This is a genomic window from Microbacterium sp. CFH 31415 (assembly GCF_022538185.1).
Classification (GTDB): Bacteria; Actinomycetota; Actinomycetes; order Actinomycetales; family Microbacteriaceae; genus Microbacterium.
Genome location: NZ_JAKYXC010000017.1, coordinates 20,023 through 42,704, shown reverse-complemented (window position 1 = coordinate 42,704; position 22,682 = coordinate 20,023). Strand labels below are relative to the sequence as shown.

Genomic DNA, 22,682 nt, shown 5'->3' with positions numbered 1-22,682 from the left:
CGGTTCAGGGCAGGTCGATCGGCTCGCTCGGCGGCGAGCCGTGGCGCCGCACCTTGATCACGCGGAAACCGCGGCCGGTCGCCGCGCGCTGCACACTGTAGCCCCGCTCGAAGGTCGCGGCGAGCCAGCGCTGCAGCGAGTCGGACCCCAGATTGCGCTGCACGACGAGCCACGCGTCGGCGCGCTCGTCGAGTCGGGGGATCCAGCGCTCGAGCAGGCCGTGCAGCTCGTGCTTGCCGACGCGGATCGGCGGATTGGAGCGGATCGTGCGGAACGCGACGTCGTCGGGAACATCGTCGGGCAGCGCGGCGTTGATGTTCGAGAGGCTCAGCGCCTCGGCGTTGCGTCGCACCAGATCGAGAGCGCGTTCGTTCACATCGACGGCCCACACGGTCGCGTGCGGGGACTCCAGCGCGAGGCTCAATGCGATCGGTCCCCAACCGGACCCGAGATCGAGCAGGTGCCCGCCGGGTGGCGGCGGAGGCGTGTTCGACAGCAGCACACCGGTGCCCGAGTCCACATGGTCGGGGCTGAACACGCCGCCCGCGGTCGTCACCTCGACCTCGCGGCCGGCGAGCGTGACGCGGACGCGACGAAGATTCTCTGGACTGGCGGGCGTGGCACTGAAGTAGTGGTCGCTGCCCATGGCTGACGAGCCTAGCGGAGGACCAGACTAGAATTCACGGATGCCTCGAACTGGCCGATGAGCGCTGGAAACGGCATCCCGGAAGGAACACATGACGGATACGACAACACCTCGGAGCACGGATGAGACGCCGGCGGACCCGGTGGATCGCGTGCTGGCGCGCGCTGAAGCGCGCTCGGGGGTGCGTGTGTTCGGCGCCGCGCAGGCGCTCCAGGACGAGGCGACGGTCGCCACCGCCGACACCGACGGCGAGCAGTGGGATCGCGAGGAGCGCGCCGCACTGCGCCGCGTGCCCGGACTGTCCACCGAGCTCGAGGACGTCACCGAGGTCGAGTACCGGCAGCTGCGACTCGAGAACGTCGTGCTGGTCGGCGTGCACGCGCAGGGTGAGCAGGAGGACGCCGAGAACTCGCTGCGCGAGCTCGCCGCGCTCGCCGAGACCGCCGGCGCCGTCGTGCTCGACGGCGTGCTGCAGCGGCGACCGCACCCCGACCCCGCGACCTACGTGGGCCGGGGCAAGGCCCAGGAGCTGCGTGACATCGTCGCCGCCGTGGGTGCCGACACGGTCATCGCCGACACCGAGCTGGCACCCAGCCAGAGGCGTGCGCTCGAGGACGTCGTGAAGGTCAAGGTCATCGACCGCACCACGGTCATCCTCGACATCTTCAGCCAGCACGCCAAGAGCCGCGAGGGCAAGGCTCAGGTCGAGCTCGCGCAGCTCGAGTACCTGCTGCCGCGTCTGCGTGGTTGGGGAGACTCGATGAGCCGCCAGGCCGGCGGCCAGGTCGGCGCCGGCGGCGCCGGCATGGGCTCACGCGGACCCGGTGAGACGAAGATCGAACTCGACCGCCGTCGCATCCGCACCAAGATGGCGCAGCTGCGCCGCCAGATCCGCGAGTTCGCGCCCGCGCGCGACGCCAAGCGCGCCGAGCGCAAGCGCCACACCATCCCCTCGGTCGCGATCGCCGGCTACACCAACGCCGGCAAGTCGAGCCTGCTCAACCGGCTCACGAGCGCCGGCGTGCTGGTCGAGAACGCTCTGTTCGCGACGCTCGATGCCACGGTCCGCCGCTCCGAGACGACCGACGGCCGCGTCTACACGCTCACCGACACGGTCGGGTTCGTGCGCAACCTGCCGCACCAGCTCGTCGAGGCGTTCCGCTCGACGCTCGAGGAGGTCGGCGAGGCCGACGTCATCGTGCACGTCGTCGACGGCTCGCACCCCGACCCGGCTGCGCAGCTGGCGACCGTGCGCGATGTCATCGGCGATGTCGGCGGGCGCGACATCCCGGAACTCGTCGTCTTCAACAAAGCCGACCTGATCGGTGACGACGAGCGCCTGCTGCTGCGCGGCCTCGAGCCGAAGGCGCTCTTCGCGTCGTCGCGCACCGGTGAGGGGATCGACGAGCTGCGTGCGGCGATCGAGGCGGCGCTGCCACTTCCCGCTGTCGAGATCGACGTGCTCGTGCCCTACGACCGCGGCGACCTGGTCTCGGCGATCCACGAGCAGGGGATGATCCTCGAGCAGCAGCACGAGGAGGGCGGCACCGCGGTGCGTGCCCGGGTCGGCGAGCACCTCGCCGCACGGCTCGCGCCGTTCGTACGCTGACGCGTCTCGTCGTGCTGCTCCGCTCCTCGCTCGACGACGGGGCGCAGCGCGACGACACGTGCTCAGTCGAGCTCGAGCGCGGGCAGGCCGTCGGGCTTGAACCCGAGCACCCGGCCGAGGAACGCCACCTCGGCTTCGAGCTGGCGCACGACGGTCTCGGCGCGGCGGAACCCGTGCCCCTCGCCTTCGAACGCGAGGTATGCGTGCGGCACGCCGTTCCGGCGGAGGGCGTCGCGCACGGCCTCGGACTGCGAGGGCGGCACGACGCGGTCGTCCAGCCCCTGCTCGATCAGCAGCGGCGTGCGCAGCCGGTCGAGCCGTGACAGCGGCGAGCGGGCGACGTACAGCGCCTCGGCCTCGGGCAGCGGGCCGACCATGCTGTCGAGGTAGCGCGCCTCGAAGTCGTGGGTGTCTTCCGCCAGTCGCCGCAAGTCGGCGACGCCGTAGCGGCTGATCCCGGCGGCGAAGGCGTCGGACAGGGTCAGCGCGCACAGCACGGTCCAGCCGCCGGCGGACCCGCCCGCGATCGCGAGGCGATCCGCGTCGGCAGCGCCCTCGGCGGCGAGACCTCGTGCGGCGGCGATCACGTCGTCGACGTCGACGACGCCCCACTGTCCGAGCAGGCGCTCGCGGTACGGGCGCCCGTATCCGCTCGAGCCGCCGTAGTTGACGTCGAGCACGCCGATCCCGCGGCTCGTGAAGTACGCGATCTTGGTGGATGCCGCGCCCCCCACGTGCGACGTCGGCCCACCGTGCACGAAGACCACGTACGGCGGGCGCTCGTTGGCGCCCGCAGTGACGCCGGGGTTCGTGGGCGGGTAGTCGAAGGCATGCACCGGGCCGCGCGGGCCGTCGACCGTGACCGCGCGGGGGCGCGGCATCCACTCCTCGCCCCACGCCGTGCGGCCGCCGACGAGCAGCCGGGCGGCGCCGGGGTCGTCGACGTCGATGTCCCACAGGCCGGCTCCCGCCGCTCCTGCGCCGCTGAGCAGGAGTCTGCTGCCTCGGATGTCTTCGATCGACATGCCGGCCACGGCATCGACGGCAAGGGGCCGCACCTCGCCATCGGTCCCGATCAGGACGAGCTCGTCCGAGCCGTTCGTGCGCACCGCGACGATGCGGCCATCGTCGAGGACGGCGAACCACCGCTGGCCGAGCACCCACAGCGGGCCTCCCGTGTCGGCGTCGGCGGAGGCGACGTCCTCGCAGTGCAGGTCGGCGGTCAGCCGCAGCCGTGTCAGGTTCCACCGGCCCGTCGGGTCGTCGCTGAACACGATGTCGTCGTCGCTCACCCAGATGGGCTGGAGCGGCGCGGTGGCGCCCGAGGTGACGGTCGTCCACTCGGCGACGAGACCGCCTTCGAGGCGTCCGACGCGCAGCTCCGCGCGGTCCCATGGCATGTCGGGATGATTCCACGCGACCCAGGCCAGTCGGGTGCCGTCGGGCGACAGAGCGGGATGGGCGAGGAAGTCGCTGTCCTCGACGAGCGAGCGGAGGCGCGCCGCATCCTCCACCGCGCTTCCGTCGACGGGGATCTCGACGATGTCACGATGCGGAGCCGCCCCGTCGCGATGCGTCTCGCGCACGGCGAGCAGACGTCCGCCCTCCCAGGTGAGTCCGCCGAAGCGCATGTCGCCGGCCAGGGGGGTGAGCGCTCTCGGGCGCTCGCCGGGGGCGGCCTTCCACACGCGCTGATCCGCCTTCTCGACGAAGACGAGCGCGTCACCGACGACGGTGGTCCAGGCGCCGCCGCCGTACTCGTGCACGCGCGAGCGCGCGCTCCACGGTGCGTCGATCACGTCGGAGACCTCACCGGATGGCGCCTTTCTGCGCACGGCGGTGCGGCCGGCCTCCTCGGGTACGGATTCGCCCCACCACACCTCGTCGCCCACGAACCGCGCCCCCTCGATGCGGGGCGATGCGGCTGACACCGCCTCGGCCGACAGCGGGGAGGGCCAGGATCCGTAGGGCAGTTCCGTCGTCACGAGACCACGCTACGGCGAAACAGAAGGTCACAGGGAGGGGGTTGCGTGCGGCGCTCGGCTAGCTTGGACCCATCGTCGCCCGGTCGTCCGAATCGGACGGTCCCCGAGAGAGATCACGGGGCCGGGCAGGGAGCGACAGCCGAGCCCGGCACCCGCCCGCGATGACGCCGCGCCGCCGGAGACCCCGAGCGTGCGCGGGTCCGCGGCCGCCCGGCCATCCCGTCCGCCCCGATCCGAGAAGCACGATATGTCGATCGATCTCAGCACACCTCCGGTGCCGTTCTCGTTCGAGGTCTACCCGCCCAAGTCCGCGGCGGGAACCCTCGCCCTCCACGACACCATCCGGCAGCTGGCGGCTGCGCGCCCACGGTTCATCTCGGTCACCTATGGCGCCGGCGGATCCACCGGCGGGCGCTCGCTCGACCTGCTGCGCTTCATCCTCACCGAGACCGAGGCGTCCCCGCTCGCCCACCTCACGTGCGTCGGCAACACGTACGCGGGTGCCAATGCGCTGATCCGGGAGTTCCTGGATGCCGGGGTCGCGAGCTTCCTCGCTCTGCGCGGCGACCCGCCCGCCGGCGTCCGCGAGGACGAGACGTTCCTCGGCGACCTCGAGAGCTCGGCACAGCTGGTGCAGCTCATCGACCGAGTGCAGGCGGAGCGCGCGCCGTACACCGAGCGCGAGATCCCGGGCGTTCCCGGCGCCGTGCAGGTCGAGCCGCGCACCAAGGTGGACATCGCCGTCGCGGCCTTCCCCAACGGGCACCCGCGGTCGCGGCATCCGCGCGAGCACATCGACGCGCTGCTCGCGAAGCAGGCGGCCGGCGCGACGCTCGCGATCACGCAGCTCTTCTTCCACGCCGACGACTACCTCGCGTTCGTGCAGCGTTCGCGCGATGCCGGCGTGACCATCCCCATCCTCCCGGGCATCATGCCGATCACCTCGCCGTCACGGCTGCGCCGCGTGCTCGAGCTCAGCGGCGAGGAGCTGCCCGCCGAGCTCGCGATCGCACTCGAGGTCGAGCCCACCGTCGACGGGCAGCGCGCGCTCGGCATCGAGTACGCCGCCGGCCTCGCCCGCGACGTCGTCGCCGGGGGCGCTCCCGGCGTCCACCTGTACGCCTTCAACAGCCACGAAACGGTGCTCGCGGTGCTGCGCGACGCCGGGATCCTCACCCACCCCCTCGAAAAGGAAGTCGCACGATGACCGACACCACACCCGCCTTCCCCCGCGGCACGATCCTCGGCTACCCCCGGATCGGCCGACGTCGCGAGCTCAAGCGCGCCGTCGAGGCCCACTGGGCCGGCACGACCGATGCGGCCACGCTCGAACGGACCGCCGCCGACCTCCGCCGCGCGACGCGCGAGCGCCTCGCGGAGCTCGGTCTCGGTCGTGACGACTCGTCGATCCCGGAGTCGTTCTCGTACTACGACCAGGTGCTCGACGCCGCGGTCGCCGTCGGTGCGCTGCCGGAGCGGTTCGCCGACCTGCGCGACGCCGACGGCACGATCGGCCTCGACGCGTACTTCACCGCCGCGCGGGGCGCCGGTGAGAACGCGCCCCTCGAGATGACGAAGTGGTTCGACACCAACTACCACTACCTCGTTCCCGAGATCGGCCCCGAGACGGTGTTCGCCCTGTCGAGCGATCGCTTCTCGACCCAGGTCTCTGAGGCCAAGGCCGACGGCTTCACCGTGCGCCCGGTCATCGTGGGCCCGGTCACGCTGCTCGCGCTGGCGAAGGCGACGGATGCCGCGCCCGAGGGCTTCGACCCGCTCCGCCGTCTCGACGACCTTCTTCCCGTGTACGCCGAGCTCCTCACCGCCCTGCGCGCTGCCGGCGCAGAGTGGGTGCAGCTCGACGAGCCCGCACTCGTCAGCGAGAGCCTGCCGGCGTCGCCGGCGGCGCTCGCTGATGCGGCCGCACGCGCATATGCCGTGCTCGGCGGCGCCGCGGACCGTCCGTCGATCCTCGTGGCCGCCGGGTACGCGCAGCTCTCGCCCGAGGCGTGGACGGCGCTCGCCGCCGCGCCCGTCGAGGCGCTCGCGATCGACCTGACGCGCGGCTCGGCACCGGCGGCCGCCGTCGGTCTGGCCGGCAAGACCCTCGTCGGCGGTGTGATCGACGGCCGCAACATCTGGCGCGGAGACCTCGCCGCCGCGTGGACGAAGCTCGCGGCCCTCGAGGCGCTCGGCGCGGCGCAGATCGCGGCCGGCACGTCGACGTCGCTGCAGCATGTCCCGCACGACGTCGACGACGAGACGGCGCTCGACCCCCGCCTCGTGTCGTGGCTGGCTTTCGCCGACCAGAAGACCGGGCAGGTCGTCACGCTGGCGCGCGGCCTCGCCGAGGGGGCCGAGTCGATCGCCGACGAGGTGACCGCGGCATCCGCTGCCCTCGCCGACCGGCAGAGCGCGCCCGGCGTGCGCGACGGCGCCGTGCGCGTGCGCGCCGCCGCCCTGACCCCGGCGGACTTCGACCGCGGTGACTACGAGGCACGGGTCGCCGCTCAGGAGGCCGCGCTCGGCCTGCCCGTGCTGCCGACCACCACGATCGGCTCGTTCCCGCAGACCGGCGACATCCGCCGCGCGCGTGCGAGGCACGCCAAGGGCGAGATCACCACGGAGGAGTACGAGCAGTTCCTCCGCGACGAGATCGCCCGCGTCGTGACGCTGCAGGAGGACCTCGGGCTCGACGTGCTGGTGCACGGCGAGGCCGAGCGCAACGACATGGTGCAGTACTTCGCAGAGAACCTCGACGGGTTCGACGTGACGCAGAACGGCTGGGTTCAGTCGTACGGCTCGCGGGCGACGCGTCCGTCGATCCTGTGGGGCGACGTGTCACGACCCGCCCCGATCACGGTGGCCTGGTCGACGTTCGCCCAGTCGCTCACCGACAAGCCGATGAAGGGCATGCTGACCGGGCCGGTCACGATTCTGGCGTGGTCGTTCGTGCGCGACGACCAGCCGCTGGCCGACACCGCCAATCAGGTGGCCCTGGCGCTGCGCGACGAGATCGCCGACCTCGAAGCCGCCGGCATCGGGGTGATCCAGGTCGACGAGCCGGCCCTGCGCGAGCTGCTGCCGCTGAAGAAGGCCGACCAGCCGGCCTACCTCGAGTGGTCGGTCGGCTCGTTCCGGCTGTCGACGGCGGGCGCGGCCGAGGCGACCCAGGTGCACACGCACCTCTGCTACTCGGAGTTCGACGTCGTCATCGACGCGATCGCGGCGCTCGACGCCGACGTGACGTCGATCGAGGCGGCGCGCAGCCGCGGCGAGGTGATCGGCGACATCGCCGAGTCGGGCTTCACGCACGGCGTCGGCCCGGGCGTCTACGACATCCACTCTCCGCGCGTTCCGTCGGCAGGCGAGGTCGCCGAGCTGCTCGACCGCGCCGCGACCGAGCTGCCGCTGCGGCAGGTGTGGGTGAACCCGGACTGCGGTCTGAAGACCCGCGGCTACGACGAGACCGTCGAGTCGCTGCGCAACATCATCGAGGCGACGCGCACGATCCGCGCGAAGGTGGGTGCGGCGGTCTAGTTCTTCGTGTCCTGCGAGAGCGGATCGGATGCCGCGGCCACCTCGGTCGCGGCATCCGTGCTCACCGGCTCGGGCTGGATGATGTCGCTCTCGACCACGATGTCGCCATCGACGAAGTGCTCCTCGTCGCGGCGCTGCAGCAGCTCGAGGATCCACGCGACGGCGAAGGCCACCACGATCACCAGCACGACGTCGCCGAACGACAGCGGCCGCAGGGCGAAGAGCCACAGCACCGCGAGGACGGCGATGATCGTGCGCACGAGCACACGCGAGCGTGCGAGCCACGCGCCGAAGCCGCGGGTGTCGAGGCCGCGGGCGGCGAGCTGGCGGCGGGCCGAGGAGTTGACGGAGCGGACCGCACTGCGCGCGCCCTGCGCGGCGGCGGAGCGCCCCATCGCCCAACCCAGCAGCGCGACGAACACGCCGAGGACGCTCAGCACGATCGCCGTCTGCGTCATCGCGCCGACGACCTGAGCGTAGATCACGCCGAGCCCGTCGGGGGAGAGGCCGAGGTCGGAGGCCACCGTGCCCATCGCGGTATCGCCCACGGAGAGGCCGACCGCGAGCGCGCCGGCGCCGATCGCGATGGCGAGTCCCGTGCCGAGCACGGCGAGGCTGCGCCTGCGCGCCACGGCGATGCCGAGCCCGAAGAGCACGAGGGTGAGGACCGGGAGCCACCAGCCGAGTGACGTCGCGAGGGCGTAGCCGGTGCGGATGGCGGCGAGGTTGTCGCCCTTGCCCACGATGACGACCCGGTCGATCTCGGGGATGAGCTGAGCGGCGCTCACGCCCCGGTCGACCAGACGCTGCTTGACGGCATCGACGACGGCGCCGAGCTGGATGCCGACGCCCTCATCGGTGCGCACGACCAGGCCTCCGCCGTCCGATGTCGCCGCCGTGGTGAGGGCGCGATGGGCGGCGCGGGTCGCGGTGGCCCACACGTCGGCGAATGCATCGGACTCCACCACGCGGGTGACCGCCTCGTTGACCAGGTTCTCGAGCCCGCTTGCCGCCGGGGCCTCCAGGAGGCCGAGGGCCTGGGCGGCCCGGGGCGGGAGCCCGAGATCGGCGATTCCGTCGAACACGCTGGCCGTCAGGGCCTGGAAGTCGACCTGGTCGTTGATCGCCTCCATCGCCTCGTCGATGACCATCTCCTGTACCGCGCGGTCGTCGACCAGCGGAGCAAGGGTCGCGACGAACGCATCTTCCTCGACGAGCTGGACGCGCGCCCACGCCGTGACGATCGACACCGGCACGAGGATGGCGGCGATGACGATGCACAGCGCCGAGACCCAGGCCCGCCATCGTCCGCCCGAAGGGGACCGCGTTGCGGCGGCACTCGCGGCCGCGAGCCGTGCGTTCTCCCGTTCGAGCTCGCGGATGCGTCCTTCGAGGGTGTGCGCGTCAGCGGTGTCGATGTCGCTCATGCCGCCATTGTGGCGGACGCCGGCTCATCGCGCCGGAGTTTCACCCGCCGGGGGTGATCAGACGGCGCGGAGGACCGCCACGACCTTGCCGAGCACGACGGCCTCGTCGCCCAGGATCGGCTCGAAGGCCGAGTTGCGTGGAAGCAGCCACGTGTGCCCGTCGCGCTGACGGAACGTCTTCACCGTCGCCTCGCCGTCGAGCATCGCGGCGACGATCTCGCCGTTGTCCGCCGTGGCCTGCGAGCGCACGACGACCCAGTCTCCATCGCAGATGGCGGCATCGATCATCGAGTCGCCCGACACCTTCAGCATGAACAGGTCGCCCTTTCCCACCAGCTGGCGGGGGAGCGGGAAGATCTCCTCGACCTGCTGCTCGGCCGTGATCGGGACGCCGGCGGCGATCCGGCCGACGAGGGGGACGAGGGCTGCGTCGCCCACCGCGGGGGCTGCGTCGTCGGGGTTCTCGGTGGAGGCACCCGGCAGGTCGATGAGCACCTCCATCGCGCGCGTCTTGCCCGCGTCGCGCCGCAGGTAGCCGCTCAGCTCCAGCTGATTGAGCTGGTGCGTCACGCTCGAGAGCGACTTCAGCCCGACCGCGTCGCCGATCTCGCGCATGCTCGGCGGATAGCCGTGGCGCGCGATCGAGCGCTGGATGACCTCGAGGATCGCGAGCTGCTTGTCGCTGAGGCTCTTGCGGCGTCGCGTCTGCGGCCTCTCGCGCCCGGTGGCGTCGCTCATGTCCGGCTCCTGTCTCGCCGCCCCGGAGGGGCTCCGGGAGTGCAGCGGTCTTCGAATGTCGGAGGCCCGTGGTGGGGTTCTCGTATCGAAACCGTATCCGGATCCGGCGCTCGAAGGGAACACCGCGACCGCGTGTCGCGTTCGAGAGATCGCACCCGAATCGGCCCCTTGACATCCTAGAACATCGAAGATAACTTCGGTACAGAGATTCGCATCCTCCGCTCCCGGCCGAGCGGCGGGTGCGAATCTCTCCCCAGCAGGAGGAGCAGACCATGAGCACCGTCGGCATCACATCGCCCGCTTTCCCGGGCTCCGCCTTCACGCGCCCCGCACCTTCGACGCGGCTGCGTCTCACCCTCCGCGGTCGTCGCGTGCTCGCTGCGCTCGCTTCCATCCCCGCCGTGGTCGCGATCAGTCTCGCGATGATCTCGGGCGGCAGTGCTCTCGCCAGCCGCGACGCGGGCGCCCCTGCGGAGTCGTTCTCCACCGTCACCGTCTCCTTCGGCGACACGCTGTGGTCCATCGCCGAGACCGTGGCCCCCGAGTCGGACCCCCGCGACGTGATCGATGCGATCGTCCGCCTCAACGCGCTCGAGGGCGTCTCGCTCGAAGCGGGGCAGAGTCTGGCGATCCCGGCCGAGTACGACTCGAGTCGCTGACCTCGATCCGGCGGTGCTGGTCGCCGGAGCATGGTGGGGGGAACCCGGCATCCGGGGCCGTCTCGCTCCGACACACGCGGAAGGTGAGCGGTATCGCCCCCGTACCATGGGAGGGGTGAGTCCACGTCTCGAAGACCTTCCCTTACGCGACGACCTCCGCGGAATGACGCCGTATGGCGCTCCGCAGGCGCCGCTTCCCGTCGCGCTGAACGTCAACGAGAACACGCATCCCGTCCCGCAGGACGTGGCCGACGACATCATGGACTCGATCGCACTCGCTCTGCGGGACGTCAATCGCTACCCCGACCGGGAGTTCACGGCACTGCGCGAGGGCTTCGCCGACTACCTCGGCCACGGACTGACGCGCGAGCAGATCTGGGCGGCGAACGGTTCCAATGAGGTGCTCCAGCACGTCCTGCAGGCGTTCGCCGGACCGGGGCGCACCGCGTTCGGGTTCGCGCCGACGTACTCGATGTACCCGCTGCTCACTCGCGCGACCGGCGCGACCTGGGTCGCCGGTACCCGCGCCCCCGACTACAGCGTCGACGCCGCGGACGCGGCGGCGCAGGTGGCGGATGTCGCCCCCGACGTCGTCTTCCTGTGCGCGCCCAACAACCCGACCGGCACTCCGCTCGGCCTCGAGGTGATCGAGGCGGTCTACGACGCGACCGCGGGCGTGGTCGTCGTCGACGAGGCGTACTTCGAGTTCGCGCCGCGCGAGGAGCGGTCCGCCCTCACCCTCCTTCCCGGCCGGGAGCGGCTCGTCGTGTCGCGCACGATGAGCAAGGCCTTCGCCTTCGCCGGCGCGCGCGTCGGGTACCTCGCCGCCGACCCCACGGTGATCGACGCCCTGCGCCTGGTGCGACTGCCGTATCACCTGAGCGCGCTGACGCAGGCCGCGGCATCCGCTGCTCTTCGTCACGCTCCCACGATGCTGCGGATGGTCGACGAGATCGTCGCGCAGCGCGACCGCATCAGCGCCACCGTCGAAGCGCTCGGCTATACGCCGCACGAGACGTGGACGAACTTCGTCCTGTTCGGTGGGGTGGCCGACCCTGCGACGACGTGGCAGGCGCTCTACGATCGCGGCGTACTGATCCGCGACGTCGGGATCCCCAGCCACCTGCGTGTGACCGCCGGCACCGAAGAGGAGACCACCGCGTTCCTCGACGCACTGGCCTCGATAGAATCGACATCATGAGCGCCGCTCCGCGTACCGCGTCCCTGCGACGCTCCACCAGTGAATCGACCGTCGAGCTCGAGCTCGACCTCGACGGCACCGGCCGCAGCCGGATCGACACGACGGTGCCGTTCTTCGACCACATGCTGACGGCGTTCGCGAAGCACTCGCTGACCGATCTCACCGTCCGTGCATCGGGTGACACCGAGATCGACGCGCACCACACCGTCGAAGACATCTCGATCGTGCTCGGGCAGGCGATCCGCGAAGCCCTCGGCGACAAGTCGGGAATCTCGCGCTACGGCGACGCGCTGGTGCCTCTCGACGAGGCCCTCGCGCAGGCGGTCGTCGACATCAGCGGCCGCCCCTACCTCGTCCACGAAGGGGAGCCGGCCGGTTTCGAGCACCACCTCATCGGCGGCCACTTCACCGGCTCGCTCGTGCGTCACACATTCGAGGCGATCACGTTCAACGCCGCCCTCACGGTGCACGTGCGTGTGATCTCGGGCCGCGATCCGCATCACATCGCCGAAGCGGAGTACAAGGCGTTCGCCCGTGCGTTCCGCCAGGCCAAGGCGCTCGACCCGCTGGTCGAAGGCATCCCCAGCACCAAGGGCGCTCTGTGAGCTCGCAGCCCCTGGTCGCGGTCCTCGACTACGGATCGGGCAACGTGCACTCGGCCGTCAAGGCGCTGGCTGCCGCCGGTGCGGACGCACGCCTGACGTCCGACCGCGACCTCGTCCTCGAGGCCGACGGGCTCGTGGTGCCCGGCGTCGGCGCCTTCCGTGCGGTGATGGGGTCGCTCAAGGCGAGCCGCGGCGACGAGCTGATCGGCCGCCGGTTGTCGGGCGGGCGCCCGGTGCTCGGCATCTGCGTCGGCATGCAGGTGCTGTTCGAGCACGGCGTCGAGCGCGGCGTCGACACCGCGGGCATGGGGGAGTGGCCGGGAGCCGTCACAGAGCTCGATGCGCCGGTGCTGCCGCACATGGGGTGGAACACCGTCGACGCGGGCGAGGGTTCCCGTCTCTTCCGCGGCATCGAGGACGAGCGGTTCTACTTCGTCCACTCGTACGGGGCGCAGAAATGGCTGCTCGACGTGCAGCCGCCCTTCCCCGAGCCCACGCTCACGTGGTGCACCTATGGACGGCCGTTCCTCGCGGCGGTCGAGAACGGCCCGCTGTCGGCGACCCAGTTCCACCCCGAGAAGTCGGGGGATGCCGGCATCCGGCTTCTCGCGAATTGGATCGACGGGCTCGGCGGGGCTACCCTCTGAAACCGTGCCGTCTGCGGGAGCGAACTCCTTCCGAGACCTTCCCGCACAAGGAGCCATGAACGATTTCGCCTCAATGCCTGAATTGATCCTGCTGCCCGCGGTCGACGTCGCCGGCGGCAAGGCCGTGCGCCTCACCCAGGGGGAGGCGGGGACCGAGACGAGCTACGGCGACCCCGTCGACGCGGCGCTCGACTTCGCACGCCAGGGCGCACAGTGGATCCACCTCGTCGACCTCGACGCCGCCTTCGGACGCGGCAGCAACGCCGGCGTCATGCGCAAGGTCATCAAGCAGGTCAAGGGCGTGCAGGTCGAGCTCTCGGGCGGCATCCGCGATGACCGCACCCTCGAGGCCGCCCTCGACAGCGGCGCGGCGCGCATCAACCTCGGCACCGCGGCGCTCGAGAACCCGGAATGGGCCGCCGACGTGATCGGCCGATACGGCGACGTCATCGCGGTCGGTCTCGACGTCCGCGGCACGACGCTCGCTGCCCGCGGCTGGACGCGCGACGGCGGCGACCTGTGGACCGTGCTCGACCGCCTCGAGGCGGCCGGCTGCAGCCGCTACGTCGTGACCGACGTCACCAAGGACGGCACGCTGCAGGGCCCCAACGTCGACCTCCTCCGCGAGATGACCACGCGCACCCCGAAGCCGATCGTCGCCTCGGGCGGCGTGTCGAGCCTCGACGACATCGCGGCGCTGCGCGAGCTCGTGCCGCTCGGCGTCGAAGGCGCCATCGTCGGAAAGGCCCTCTACGCCGGCGCGTTCACGCTGGCCGAGGCGCTGGATGTCGCCGGACACTGACCCGCTCGGTCACGCGCACTCGCAGGCGGGTGACGCCGCCCATGCCGATTCCGCCGGTGTGCCGTGGGAAGGGCGGAGCTTCCACTCCAACCCCCACTCCGGCGACGACGGCTCGGCCGACCCGGCGCTCCTCGCCGCGCTGCTCGCCTTCCGCGACGGCACGGGCAGTCAGGCCGCGGTCGTCGACGCCTACCGCTCGGCGCGCCTGCTGATCCCGCTGCTGGCAGAGAAGGGCGACGAGGGCATCGGCGCCCACGGGCTCGCGGTCGACAAGACCCAGGAGCTGTCGATCGTCACGGTCGCAGCTCCCGACGGCCGCCGGGTGCTGCCGGTGTTCACGTCGGTGCAGGCGATGGGGCGGTGGGATGCCTCGGCCCGGCCGGTGCCGGCCGACGGTCCGCGCACCGCGGCCGCGGCATCCGCCGACGACACCGACCTCATCGTCATCGACCCGGGTTCGCCCACGGAGTTCGTGATCCGGCGCCCCGCGGTCTGGGCGATCGCCCAGGGGCATGCGTGGGAGCCGAGCTTCGCATCGCCGGAGGTCTTCTCGGGGCTGCAGCAGAGCATCGGCGGCGAGCTGGCCGTGATCGACCTCACCATCGAACCCGGCGACCCCGACGCGCGGCTGCGCGGCCCGGAGCTGGTCGTGCGCCTGCAGCTCATTCACGGCCTCGACCGGGCCGAGCTCGACGCCGTGCTGTCGCGCCTCGCGTCGCGCTGGGCGGCCGACGACCGCATCGCGGTCTTGGTCGACTCGCTCACGGTCAAGCTCGTCCGAGCCTGAGGGTCGGGACCGGTGCCGTGACTCCGCCCATACTTGCGGAGCGCAGCGGGGCGGCGGAGGATCGGCACCGGAGGTGCCCATGGACGGGACGGCGGACGAATACCGGGGGGCGCTCGACGCCGCGCACCGCCACGCCCTCGAGTGGCTCGCGTCGACGGCGGAGCGGCCCATACGCCCCGATCTCGACGCAGAGGGCATGCTCGGGCGGCTGCGCCGCGAGCTTCCCGAGGAGGGGCTGGATGCCGCGGCCGTGGTCGACGAGCTCGCCGAGGCGGCCGAGCCCGGCCTCATGGCCATGGGGTCGCCGCGGTTCTACGGTTTCGTGATCGGGGGCGCCTACCCCGCGGCGCTCGCCGCGGACTGGCTCGTGTCGGCGTGGGATCAGAACACCGGCTCGCGCCAGCCGACGCCGGCGACCGCGGCTGTCGAGGAGGTCGCCGCGGCCTGGCTGCTCGATCTTCTCGGGCTGCCCGGCGGCAGCGGCGTCGGCTTCGCCACCGGCGCCACGAGCGCGAACCTCTCCTGCCTCGTCACCGGCCGCGACGCGGTGCTGCGCGCCCGCGGATTCGACCCGGTGTCGGAGGTGCGCGCTGCGCTGCGTGTGCGCTTCCTCGCCGGCGGCGCCGTGCACACCTCGGTCGTGCTCGGCGGACGACTCTCGGGCATGGGTGCGCCCCAGACCGTCGGAGCCGACGCCGAGGGGCGCATCGACGTCGACGGGCTCCGCCGTGCCCTCGCCGAGGAGGACGTGCCGACGGTGGTGGCCCTCCAGGCCGGCGACGTGCACTCGGGCGCGTTCGACGACTTCACGTCGGCGATCGCCGTCGCGCGCGAGGCGGGCGCCTGGGTTCACGTCGACGGCGCGTTCGGACTGTGGGCGGCAGTGAGCCCGCGCTTCGCCGCGCTGACCGTGGGTCTCTCCCACGCCGACTCGTGGGCGACCGACGCGCACAAGACCTTGAACGTGCCGTACGACTGCGGGGTGGCGATCGTGCGCGATGAGGCGGCGATGACGGCATCCCTCGGCGCGCACGCGTCCTACCTGCCCGCCGTGGCCAGCGTCTCCGACCCCTACGACCGCGTTGCCGAGCTCTCCCGCCGGGCGCGGGGAGTGCCGGTGTGGGCAGCACTGCGCTCGCTCGGCCGGAAGGGCGTCGTCGACCTGGTCGACGGACTGGCGGATGCCGCGACCGGCCTCGCGGAGGGATTCCGCGCGATCGACGGGCTGGAGGTGCTCAACGACGTCGTGTTCACGCAGGTGTGCCTCGCCGCACGCGACGACGGCGCGACCGTCGCGCTGGGGGAGTGGCTGCGCGACGAGGGGACCGTGTGGGCATCCTCTTCGCAATGGCAGGATCGCGCGGTGGTGCGCTTCGCGGTGAGCAATCGGGGGACGGATGCCGCGGCCGTGAGCCGCACCGTCGACGCGGTGGCACGCGGGGCCGCCGCGGTGGGGATCAGCAGCTGAGGAGCACGAGCCCCGGTCAGTTGACCGGACCGGTCCACTTCTCGCCGGGACCCTTGCCGATCGGATCGGGAATGGCCGAGGCCTCGCGGAACGCGAGCTGCAGCGACCGGAGCCCGTCGCGCAGGGAGCGCGCGTGCATGTCGCTGATCTCGGGTGCGCCGGCCGTGATGAGGCCGGCGAGGGCATTGATGAGCTTGCGGGCCTCGTCGAGGTCGGTCTGCGTCGCGGGGTCGTCGGCGAGTCCGACCTTGACGGCAGCGGCGCTCATGAGGTGCACGGCGGCGGTCGTGATGACCTCGACCGCGGGGACGTCGGCGATGTCGCGGGTGGCGGCCGAGGCGGCTCGCTCCTGTTCCTCCCAGCGGGCGTGGCGGTCGTCGTCGGAGGGCGGAATCGTGGTCACGCGTTTCTCTCTGCTAGACTCGTGCGGGCTCCGGTGCGTTCTGCACCGGATTGAAAGAGGATCACATCCCACCCGCGCTTGCCGTTCAAGGCTACCGGGTCACGCACTCCGCCCCGACCGTTCTGCGGCCGGGGTAGCCGCTTGAAGCGGGAACAGGGTGCAGAAGGCCGGCGTTCGAGCGTCGTGCCGGGTGGAATGAGTGACTCTTCCACCCGCGACGCACCCCGTGTCGCGGTGGCCATCACCCGCACGAAGGAGCTCCGCATCAGCGATCCCCGCACCAACGACCGCATCCGCGTGCCCGAGGTTCGCCTCGTCGGCCCGAACGGAGAGCAGGTCGGCGTCGTCCGCATCGAGGTGGCGCTGCGCCTGGCTCAGGAAGCCGACCTCGATCTCGTCGAGGTGGCCCCGAACTCGAAGCCCCCCGTGGTCAAGATCATGGACTACGGCAAGTTCAAGTACGAGGCTGCGCAGAAGGCCAAGGAAGCGCGTCGCAATCAGGCCAACACCGTCCTCAAAGAGGTCCGGTTCCGTCTGAAGATCGAGGCCCACGACTACATCACCAAGCTCAAGCGCGCGGAGGGCTTCCTGCAGGCGGGCGACAAGGTCAAGGCGATGATCCTCTTCCGCGGACGCGAGCAGTCGCGTCCCGAGCAGGGTGTGCGCCTCCTCCGCAAGTTCGCAGAGGATGTCGCCGAGTTCGGCACGGTCGAGTCGAACCCCACGATCGACGGTCGCAACATGGTGATGGTGGTTGCGCCGCACAAGAACAAGTCCGAGGTCAAGACGGAGCAGAACGCCCAGCGCGCTGCGAACAAGGAAGCCGCGCGGTCCGCCCGCACCGGCGCCCCCGTCTCCGACGACGAGACCGAAGCTCCGTCCGAGCCGGCCACGGCCGAGTAGGACCCACAGACTCCCGCACCGCGGGACACCGACTCCCGCTGCGCGGGATGGAAACGAAGGAAGAAGAGATGCCGAAGCAGAAGACCCACTCGGGTGCCAAGAAGCGCTTCAAGCTCACCGGTAAGGGAAAGCTGATGAAGCAGCAGGCGAACATGCGCCACAACCTCGAGGGCAAGTCGTCGCGCCGCACGCGTCGCCTCAACCAGGAGCAGGTCCTGGCCCCGGGTGACGCCAAGGTCGCCAAGAAGCTCCTCGGCCTCTGAGCGCCGACGCACGATAGGAAACAGTAGAAATGGCTAGAGTCAAGCGGGCGGTAAACGCCCACAAGAAGCGTCGCGTCATCCTCGAGCGCGCCTCCGGTTACCGCGGACAGCGTTCGCGCCTGTACCGCAAGGCGAAGGAGCAGGTCACCCACTCGCTCGTCTACGCGTACCGCGACCGTCGCAAGCGCAAGGGCGACTTCCGCCGCCTGTGGATCCAGCGCATCAACGCTGCGAGCCGCCAGAACGGCATCACGTACAACCGCTTCATGCAGGGCCTCGGCCTCGCGGGCGTTCAGGTCGACCGTCGCATGCTCGCCGAGCTCGCGGTCAACGAGCCCGCCGTGTTCGCCTCGCTCGTCGAGACGGCCAAGAAGGCGCTGCCCGAGAACGTCAACGCTCCGAAGAGCGCCTGACTCTCGAACAGGTTCACGAAAGGGGCGTCCTCCTCCGGGAGGACGCCCCTTTCGCGTCTCCCGGCCTTACCCTTCCCGCGAGACTGCATCAGCGCACCGAGACTGCCGCCACGGGACGCTGTCTCGGCGCGCGGATGCAGTCTCGCGATGTAGGGGTGGGGGAGCGCGTGGGTGGGATGCCGCGACCCTAGACTGAATCCGTGCTCGAGAACCCTCGCTCGCCGCGCGTCCGCGCCGTCGCGAAGCTGACGAAGCGCAGCGCGCGCCAGGAGACCGGACTGTTCCTGCTGGAGGGTCCCCAGGCGGCCCGTGAGGCGCTGGCCTACCGGCCCGACACGCTGGTGGAGATCTTCGCGACCCCGACCGCCATGGAGCGCCACGTCGACGTGCGCGACGCGGCACGCGACGCCGGCCTCGAGGTCGTCTTCACGACCGAGGATGTGCTCGACGCGATGGCCGACACCGTGACGCCGCAGGGCATCGTGGCGGTGGCCCGGCAGTCGCCCACCTCGCTGCGCGACGTCTTCGCCGCCTCGCCCCGCCTGGTCGCGATCTGCGAGGAGGTGCGCGATCCGGGCAACCTCGGCACGATCATCCGGGCAGCGGATGCCGCGGGCGCCGACGCGGTCGTGCTCACCGGCCGCACCGTCGACCCGTACAACCCCAAGGTCGTGCGCGCCACGACCGGCTCGCTGTTCCACCTTCCGGTCGCCGTGGGCGTCGATCTGGCGTCGGCGGTCGAGAAGGCGCACGCGGCCGGCGTGCGCGTCATCGCGGCCGACGTCGGCGGCGGCGACTTCCTGGCTTCGCGCGAGCTGCTCGCCGAGCCGACCGCGTGGCTGTTCGGGAATGAGGCGCGCGGTCTCGACGAGACGGCGCTGGCGCTCGCCGACATGTCGCTGCGACTGCCGATCTACGGCGCGGCCGAGTCGCTCAACCTCGCGACCGCCGCCAGCGTGTGCCTGTACGAGACGGCGTTCGCCCAGCGCGCCGCCCGCTGACCACTCGGTGTTCCCGCGCTGTTACAACACGGTAAAGACGCGGCGCGTTCGGTGGCAGAGCGGTCGTCGCCGGTCCTAGGGTGGCGCTATGACGATGCCGGAAGACAGTGCGCCGAAGACGTCGAACATCAACGTCCGTCGCGGCGATCCCCTCGTGCAGATCAGCGATGTGCAGAAGCACTACGGCGAGTTCCAGGCGCTGAAGGACATCGACCTCACGGTCAACCGTGGCGAGGTGGTCGTGGTCATCGGGCCGTCTGGATCGGGCAAGTCGACCCTCTGCCGGACGATCAACCGGCTCGAGACGATCACGAGCGGCACCATCACGATCGACGGCAAAGAGCTGCCCAAGGAGGGTAAAGAGCTCGCGGTGCTTCGCGCCGACGTCGGGATGGTGTTCCAGTCCTTCAACCTCTTCTCGCACCTGACGATCCTCGACAACGTCACGCTGGGCCCGATCAAGGTGAAAGGCATGAAGAAGGCCGAGGCCGAGAAGCTCGGAAAGCAGCTGCTCGACCGCGTGGGCGTGGGTCACCAGGCATCCAAGCTCCCGGCTCAGCTCTCGGGCGGCCAGCAGCAGCGCGTCGCGATCGCCCGCGCGCTCGCGATGCAGCCCAAGGTCATGCTCTTCGACGAGCCGACCAGCGCCCTCGACCCCGAGATGATCAACGAGGTGCTCGACGTCATGGTCGGCCTCGCGCAGGACGGCATGACGATGATCGTCGTCACGCACGAGATGGGATTCGCCCGCAAGGCGGCTGACCGCGTGGTCTTCATGGCGGACGGGCAGATCGTCGAGGAGGACACGCCGGAGGAGTTCTTCACCCATCCGAAGAGCGACCGAGCGAAGGACTTCCTCTCGAAGCTCCTGACCCACTGATCCCGGGTCGGACCGCGTCACCCAGGGAGGAAACCCGCACCACCACCACACGCACGAGCACTCCGCACGGACCCGAAACGTCGGACATACGGAACCAGTACGCACAGCAACCAGGAGGAACCATGCGTAAGTCACGGATCATCACCGGCATCGGCATTTCTGCCATCGCCATCCTCGCCCTCACCGCGTGCAACAGCGGTGCGCCGGGCGCCGACCCCAGCGACGGCGGAGACGGAGGCGATGACGGCGCGACCAGCGGTCAGGCCTGGGAGGTCGCCACCGACGTGTCGCTCGAGGGAAGCCCCACGTTCGACGCGATGACAGAGCGCGACGGCGTCGTGATCGGCGTCAAGAACGACCAGCCCAACCTCGGCTTCGAGGACGCGACCACGGGCGAGCGCTCCGGCTTCGACGTGGACATCGCGCGGTGGATCGCCGCGTCGCTCGGATTCGACGAGGACCAGATCGAGTACGTCACGATCCCTTCGGCGAACCGCGAGCAGGCGCTGGTGAACGGCGACATCGATTACTACGTCGGCACCTACTCGATCACCGACTCCCGCAAGGAGCAGATCGACTTCGCCGGTCCGTACTTCATCACCGGTCAGGGCCTGCTGGTCGCTGCCGACAACGAAGACATCAACGGTCCCGACGACCTCGGAGGCAAGGTTGTCTGCTCGGTGACGGGATCGACGTCGCTGCAGCGCATCCGGGACGAGTATCCGGACGCGGAGACCACGGAGTTCGAGACGTACTCGGCCTGCATCGAGCAGCTGAAGAACGGCCAGGTCGACGCCATCACGACCGACGAGGCGATCCTCGCCGGCTACGTGCAGCAGGACCCGGAAGAGCTCAAGCTGGCCGGTGAGCCCTTCAGCGAAGAGCGCTACGGCGTCGGGATCGCCAAGGGCGACACCGCGCTGCAGGAGCACATCAACACGCTGTTCACTGACGGCGGCGACATCTGGCAGGCGATCTTCGACGCCAACCTCGCAGAATCCGGCATCTCGGGCGAGCAGCCCGCGGTCGACTGACAGCTCGGTCCCCGGGCGCGCGAGCGCCCGGGGACCGCTCACCACTCGGCACACGCGACACCAAGGAGGAGCTCCGGTTGAACGTCATCACCGACAACTGGGACATCTGGGCGGAGGCTCTCGGCGGCACACTGGCCCTCTTCTTCGGCGGGGGAGTGATCGCCCTGATCCTCGGGTTCATCGTCGGAGCCATGCGCGTCTCGCCCATTCCGGTGGCGCGGGCCGTGGGCACGACCTACGTGAACATCGTCCGGAACACGCCGCTCACTCTCGTCTTCTTCGCCTTCGCGTTCGCGGTGCCGATCCTGCTCCAGATGCGGATCTCTTTCTTGACGCTCGGCATCATCGCGCTGGGCATGTACACCGCAACGTACGTCGCCGAGACCATTCGCTCCGGCATCAACACCGTGCCGGTCGGGCAGGCCGAGGCCGCCCGCGCGCTCGGTCTGCCGTTCGGGCAGGTCATGACCCTGGTGGTGCTGCCCCAGGCCTTCCGATCCGTCATCCCGCCGATGATGAGCGTGTTCATCGCGCTGCTCAAGAACACCACCGTAGCCGCCGGATTCTCGGTGGTGAATCTCGGCTCCGTCCGCAACTACCTGAGCGAGCGCGGGGCCGATCAGATGGTCGTGATCCTCTGGGTCATGGTGATCTTCGTCGCACTCGTGCTCGTGCTCTCGTGGGTGCAGCGCGTCTTCGAGAACCGCTGGAGGGTCGCCCGATGAGCTCCGTTCTTTACGACGTCCCCGGGCCGCGTGCGATCGCACGCAACCGGATCCTCGGGGTGCTCACCGTCCTGGTCGTGGTTGCCGTTCTCGGCTGGCTCGTGTGGCGGCTGTGGGATACCGGCCAGCTCAGCGCTGAGAAGTGGTACGCCTTCACTTTCACGAACGTGTGGGTGCAGTTCGGGCTCGCAACCCTGCGCACGCTCGCCGCGTTCGGCGCCGCCGCGGTCGGTGCGCTGATCCTCGGCTTCGTGCTGGCCATCGGGCGCATGTCCGATCACGCGTGGATCCGCTGGCCCTTCACGGTCATCGTCGAATTCTTCCGCGCCGTGCCAGTGCTCGTCTTCATGTTCCTGCTGTACTACGGCCTGCCCGTGATCGGCGTGAAGATGTCGCCCTACTGGGCGGTCGTCATCGCCCTCGTCGCGTACAACGGTTCAGTGCTCGCCGAGGTGATCCGCGCCGGCGTCGAGGCCTTGCCGCGTGGCCAGAAGGAAGCGGGTTACGCGATCGGTCTGCGCAAGTCCGGCGTGATGCGACTGATCCTCTTGCCCCAGGCGATCAGGGCCATGATGCCGGTCATCATCGCGCAGCTGGTGGTGACCCTCAAGGACACAGCTCTTGGGTTCATCATCACCTACCCCGAGCTGCTCTTCACCGCAAAGAGCCTCGGCAGCCAGTCCCAGCTCGATTCGCCGATCATCCCGGCCACGATCGTCGCGGGCGCAATCTACATCGCGCTCTGTCTCATTCTCTCGTTCGTCGCCAATACGGTCGAGAAGCGGTTGCGCAGCGACGCGAGGACGCCGCGGGTCGCTGAGGCGAACCAGCCCGCGCAGGAGATCACCGACACCGAGCTCATCGTCACGCAGCGGGGATCAGACGCAGCTCGCACGTACGACCAGGGCGGGAGTGGCCTCGGCGGAGTCCGATGATCGCCACGGCA

General features: G+C 70.5%; 23 protein-coding genes. 18 read left to right on the top strand and 5 right to left on the bottom strand.

The window, feature by feature from the left end; translation table 11 throughout:
• Nucleotides 1-4: 4 nt before the first annotated feature.
• A complete protein-coding gene (locus tag MK786_RS15155; protein ID WP_241113075.1) occupies nucleotides 5-646 on the bottom strand; it encodes a class I SAM-dependent methyltransferase in 642 nt (213 codons plus the stop codon).
• 91 nt (nucleotides 647-737) lie between these two features.
• Here MK786_RS15155 and hflX point away from each other — a divergent pair, with 91 nt between their 5' ends.
• Complete coding sequence (gene hflX, locus MK786_RS15150) at nucleotides 738-2,255, top strand: GTPase HflX (RefSeq protein WP_241113074.1); 1,518 nt, start codon at nucleotides 738-740, stop codon at nucleotides 2,253-2,255.
• 62 nt (nucleotides 2,256-2,317) lie between these two features.
• Here hflX and MK786_RS15145 read toward each other — a convergent pair whose 3' ends face one another.
• The gene (locus MK786_RS15145) at nucleotides 2,318-4,240 is read right to left on the bottom strand and encodes a prolyl oligopeptidase family serine peptidase (RefSeq protein WP_241113073.1); all 1,923 of its coding nucleotides are present in this window, start codon (nucleotides 4,238-4,240) and stop codon (nucleotides 2,318-2,320) included.
• A gap of 247 nt (nucleotides 4,241-4,487) precedes the next feature.
• Between MK786_RS15145 and MK786_RS15140 the strand changes: the two genes are divergently transcribed.
• Together MK786_RS15140 and metE are read left to right on the top strand one after the other, a co-directional pair.
• The gene (locus tag MK786_RS15140) at nucleotides 4,488-5,447 is read left to right on the top strand and encodes a methylenetetrahydrofolate reductase (protein ID WP_241113072.1); all 960 of its coding nucleotides are present in this window, start codon (nucleotides 4,488-4,490) and stop codon (nucleotides 5,445-5,447) included.
• Nucleotides 5,444-7,780: a 5-methyltetrahydropteroyltriglutamate--homocysteine S-methyltransferase gene (gene metE, locus MK786_RS15135; protein WP_241113071.1), complete on the top strand. Its 2,337-nt coding sequence runs from the start codon at nucleotides 5,444-5,446 to the stop codon at nucleotides 7,778-7,780. Before MK786_RS15140 ends, metE begins: the two co-directional genes overlap by 4 nt.
• Here the strand turns inward: metE and MK786_RS15130 are convergent.
• Both MK786_RS15130 and lexA read right to left on the bottom strand, forming a co-directional pair.
• The gene (locus MK786_RS15130; RefSeq protein WP_241113070.1) at nucleotides 7,777-9,207 is read right to left on the bottom strand and encodes a hypothetical protein; all 1,431 of its coding nucleotides are present in this window, start codon (nucleotides 9,205-9,207) and stop codon (nucleotides 7,777-7,779) included. The genes metE and MK786_RS15130 overlap by 4 nt on opposite strands.
• 57 nt (nucleotides 9,208-9,264) lie before the next feature.
• Nucleotides 9,265-9,945: a transcriptional repressor LexA gene (gene lexA, locus MK786_RS15125; protein ID WP_241113069.1), complete on the bottom strand. Its 681-nt coding sequence runs from the start codon at nucleotides 9,943-9,945 to the stop codon at nucleotides 9,265-9,267.
• Between the two features lie 272 nt (nucleotides 9,946-10,217).
• On the opposite strand from lexA, the gene MK786_RS15120 reads away from it, so the two are divergent.
• From MK786_RS15120 to MK786_RS15090, 7 genes are all read left to right on the top strand, one after another.
• Entirely contained in the window at nucleotides 10,218-10,604 is a 387-nt protein-coding gene (locus MK786_RS15120; protein ID WP_241113068.1) for a LysM peptidoglycan-binding domain-containing protein, read from the top strand.
• 106 nt (nucleotides 10,605-10,710) lie between these two features.
• The gene (locus MK786_RS15115; protein WP_241113067.1) at nucleotides 10,711-11,805 is read left to right on the top strand and encodes a histidinol-phosphate transaminase; all 1,095 of its coding nucleotides are present in this window, start codon (nucleotides 10,711-10,713) and stop codon (nucleotides 11,803-11,805) included.
• Complete coding sequence (gene hisB / locus MK786_RS15110) at nucleotides 11,802-12,410, top strand: imidazoleglycerol-phosphate dehydratase HisB (protein WP_241113066.1); 609 nt, start codon at nucleotides 11,802-11,804, stop codon at nucleotides 12,408-12,410. The genes MK786_RS15115 and hisB overlap by 4 nt, the downstream gene beginning before the upstream one ends.
• Nucleotides 12,407-13,057, top strand: coding sequence for an imidazole glycerol phosphate synthase subunit HisH (hisH, locus tag MK786_RS15105; RefSeq protein ID WP_241113065.1), 651 nt, complete (start codon nucleotides 12,407-12,409; stop codon nucleotides 13,055-13,057). The genes hisB and hisH overlap by 4 nt, the downstream gene beginning before the upstream one ends.
• Nucleotides 13,058-13,112: 55 nt before the next feature.
• Nucleotides 13,113-13,859, top strand: coding sequence for a bifunctional 1-(5-phosphoribosyl)-5-((5-phosphoribosylamino)methylideneamino)imidazole-4-carboxamide isomerase/phosphoribosylanthranilate isomerase PriA (gene priA, locus MK786_RS15100; protein WP_241113064.1), 747 nt, complete (start codon nucleotides 13,113-13,115; stop codon nucleotides 13,857-13,859).
• Nucleotides 13,843-14,646, top strand: coding sequence for an SseB family protein (locus MK786_RS15095; protein WP_241113063.1), 804 nt, complete (start codon nucleotides 13,843-13,845; stop codon nucleotides 14,644-14,646). Before priA ends, MK786_RS15095 begins: the two co-directional genes overlap by 17 nt.
• 79 nt (nucleotides 14,647-14,725) lie before the next feature.
• Nucleotides 14,726-16,114 carry a pyridoxal-dependent decarboxylase gene (locus MK786_RS15090; protein ID WP_241113062.1) on the top strand — a complete coding sequence of 463 codons (1,389 nt, stop codon included), beginning with the start codon at nucleotides 14,726-14,728 and terminating at the stop codon, nucleotides 16,112-16,114.
• Nucleotides 16,115-16,130: 16 nt separating this feature from the next.
• Here MK786_RS15090 and MK786_RS15085 read toward each other — a convergent pair whose 3' ends face one another.
• On the bottom strand, nucleotides 16,131-16,508 hold the full coding sequence (locus MK786_RS15085; protein WP_374200493.1) for a DUF1844 domain-containing protein: 378 nt from the start codon (nucleotides 16,506-16,508) through the stop codon (nucleotides 16,131-16,133).
• 204 nt (nucleotides 16,509-16,712) lie between these two features.
• Here MK786_RS15085 and infC point away from each other — a divergent pair, with 204 nt between their 5' ends.
• The 8 genes from infC to MK786_RS15045 all read left to right on the top strand — a co-directional run bounded on the left by infC (nucleotide 16,713) and on the right by MK786_RS15045 (nucleotide 22,671).
• Nucleotides 16,713-17,420 carry a translation initiation factor IF-3 gene (infC, locus tag MK786_RS15080; protein ID WP_241113060.1) on the top strand — a complete coding sequence of 236 codons (708 nt, stop codon included), beginning with the start codon at nucleotides 16,713-16,715 and terminating at the stop codon, nucleotides 17,418-17,420.
• Nucleotides 17,421-17,488: 68 nt separating this feature from the next.
• Nucleotides 17,489-17,683, top strand: a complete 195-nt coding sequence (rpmI, locus tag MK786_RS15075) for a 50S ribosomal protein L35 (RefSeq protein WP_191763019.1) — start codon at nucleotides 17,489-17,491, stop codon at nucleotides 17,681-17,683.
• Between the two features lie 29 nt (nucleotides 17,684-17,712).
• Nucleotides 17,713-18,096, top strand: coding sequence for a 50S ribosomal protein L20 (gene rplT, locus MK786_RS15070; protein WP_191763017.1), 384 nt, complete (start codon nucleotides 17,713-17,715; stop codon nucleotides 18,094-18,096).
• 200 nt (nucleotides 18,097-18,296) lie between these two features.
• On the top strand, nucleotides 18,297-19,097 hold the full coding sequence (locus MK786_RS15065) for an RNA methyltransferase (protein ID WP_241113059.1): 801 nt from the start codon (nucleotides 18,297-18,299) through the stop codon (nucleotides 19,095-19,097).
• Between the two features lie 88 nt (nucleotides 19,098-19,185).
• Entirely contained in the window at nucleotides 19,186-19,977 is a 792-nt protein-coding gene (locus tag MK786_RS15060; protein ID WP_374200491.1) for an amino acid ABC transporter ATP-binding protein, read from the top strand.
• Between the two features lie 122 nt (nucleotides 19,978-20,099).
• Nucleotides 20,100-21,011 (top strand): glutamate ABC transporter substrate-binding protein, encoded by a 912-nt coding sequence (locus MK786_RS15055; RefSeq protein WP_241113058.1) that lies wholly within the window; start codon nucleotides 20,100-20,102, stop codon nucleotides 21,009-21,011.
• 77 nt (nucleotides 21,012-21,088) lie between these two features.
• Entirely contained in the window at nucleotides 21,089-21,736 is a 648-nt protein-coding gene (locus MK786_RS15050) for an amino acid ABC transporter permease (protein WP_241113057.1), read from the top strand.
• Nucleotides 21,733-22,671 carry an amino acid ABC transporter permease gene (locus MK786_RS15045; RefSeq protein ID WP_241113056.1) on the top strand — a complete coding sequence of 313 codons (939 nt, stop codon included), beginning with the start codon at nucleotides 21,733-21,735 and terminating at the stop codon, nucleotides 22,669-22,671. The genes MK786_RS15050 and MK786_RS15045 overlap by 4 nt, the downstream gene beginning before the upstream one ends.
• Nucleotides 22,672-22,682: the final 11 nt, after the last annotated feature.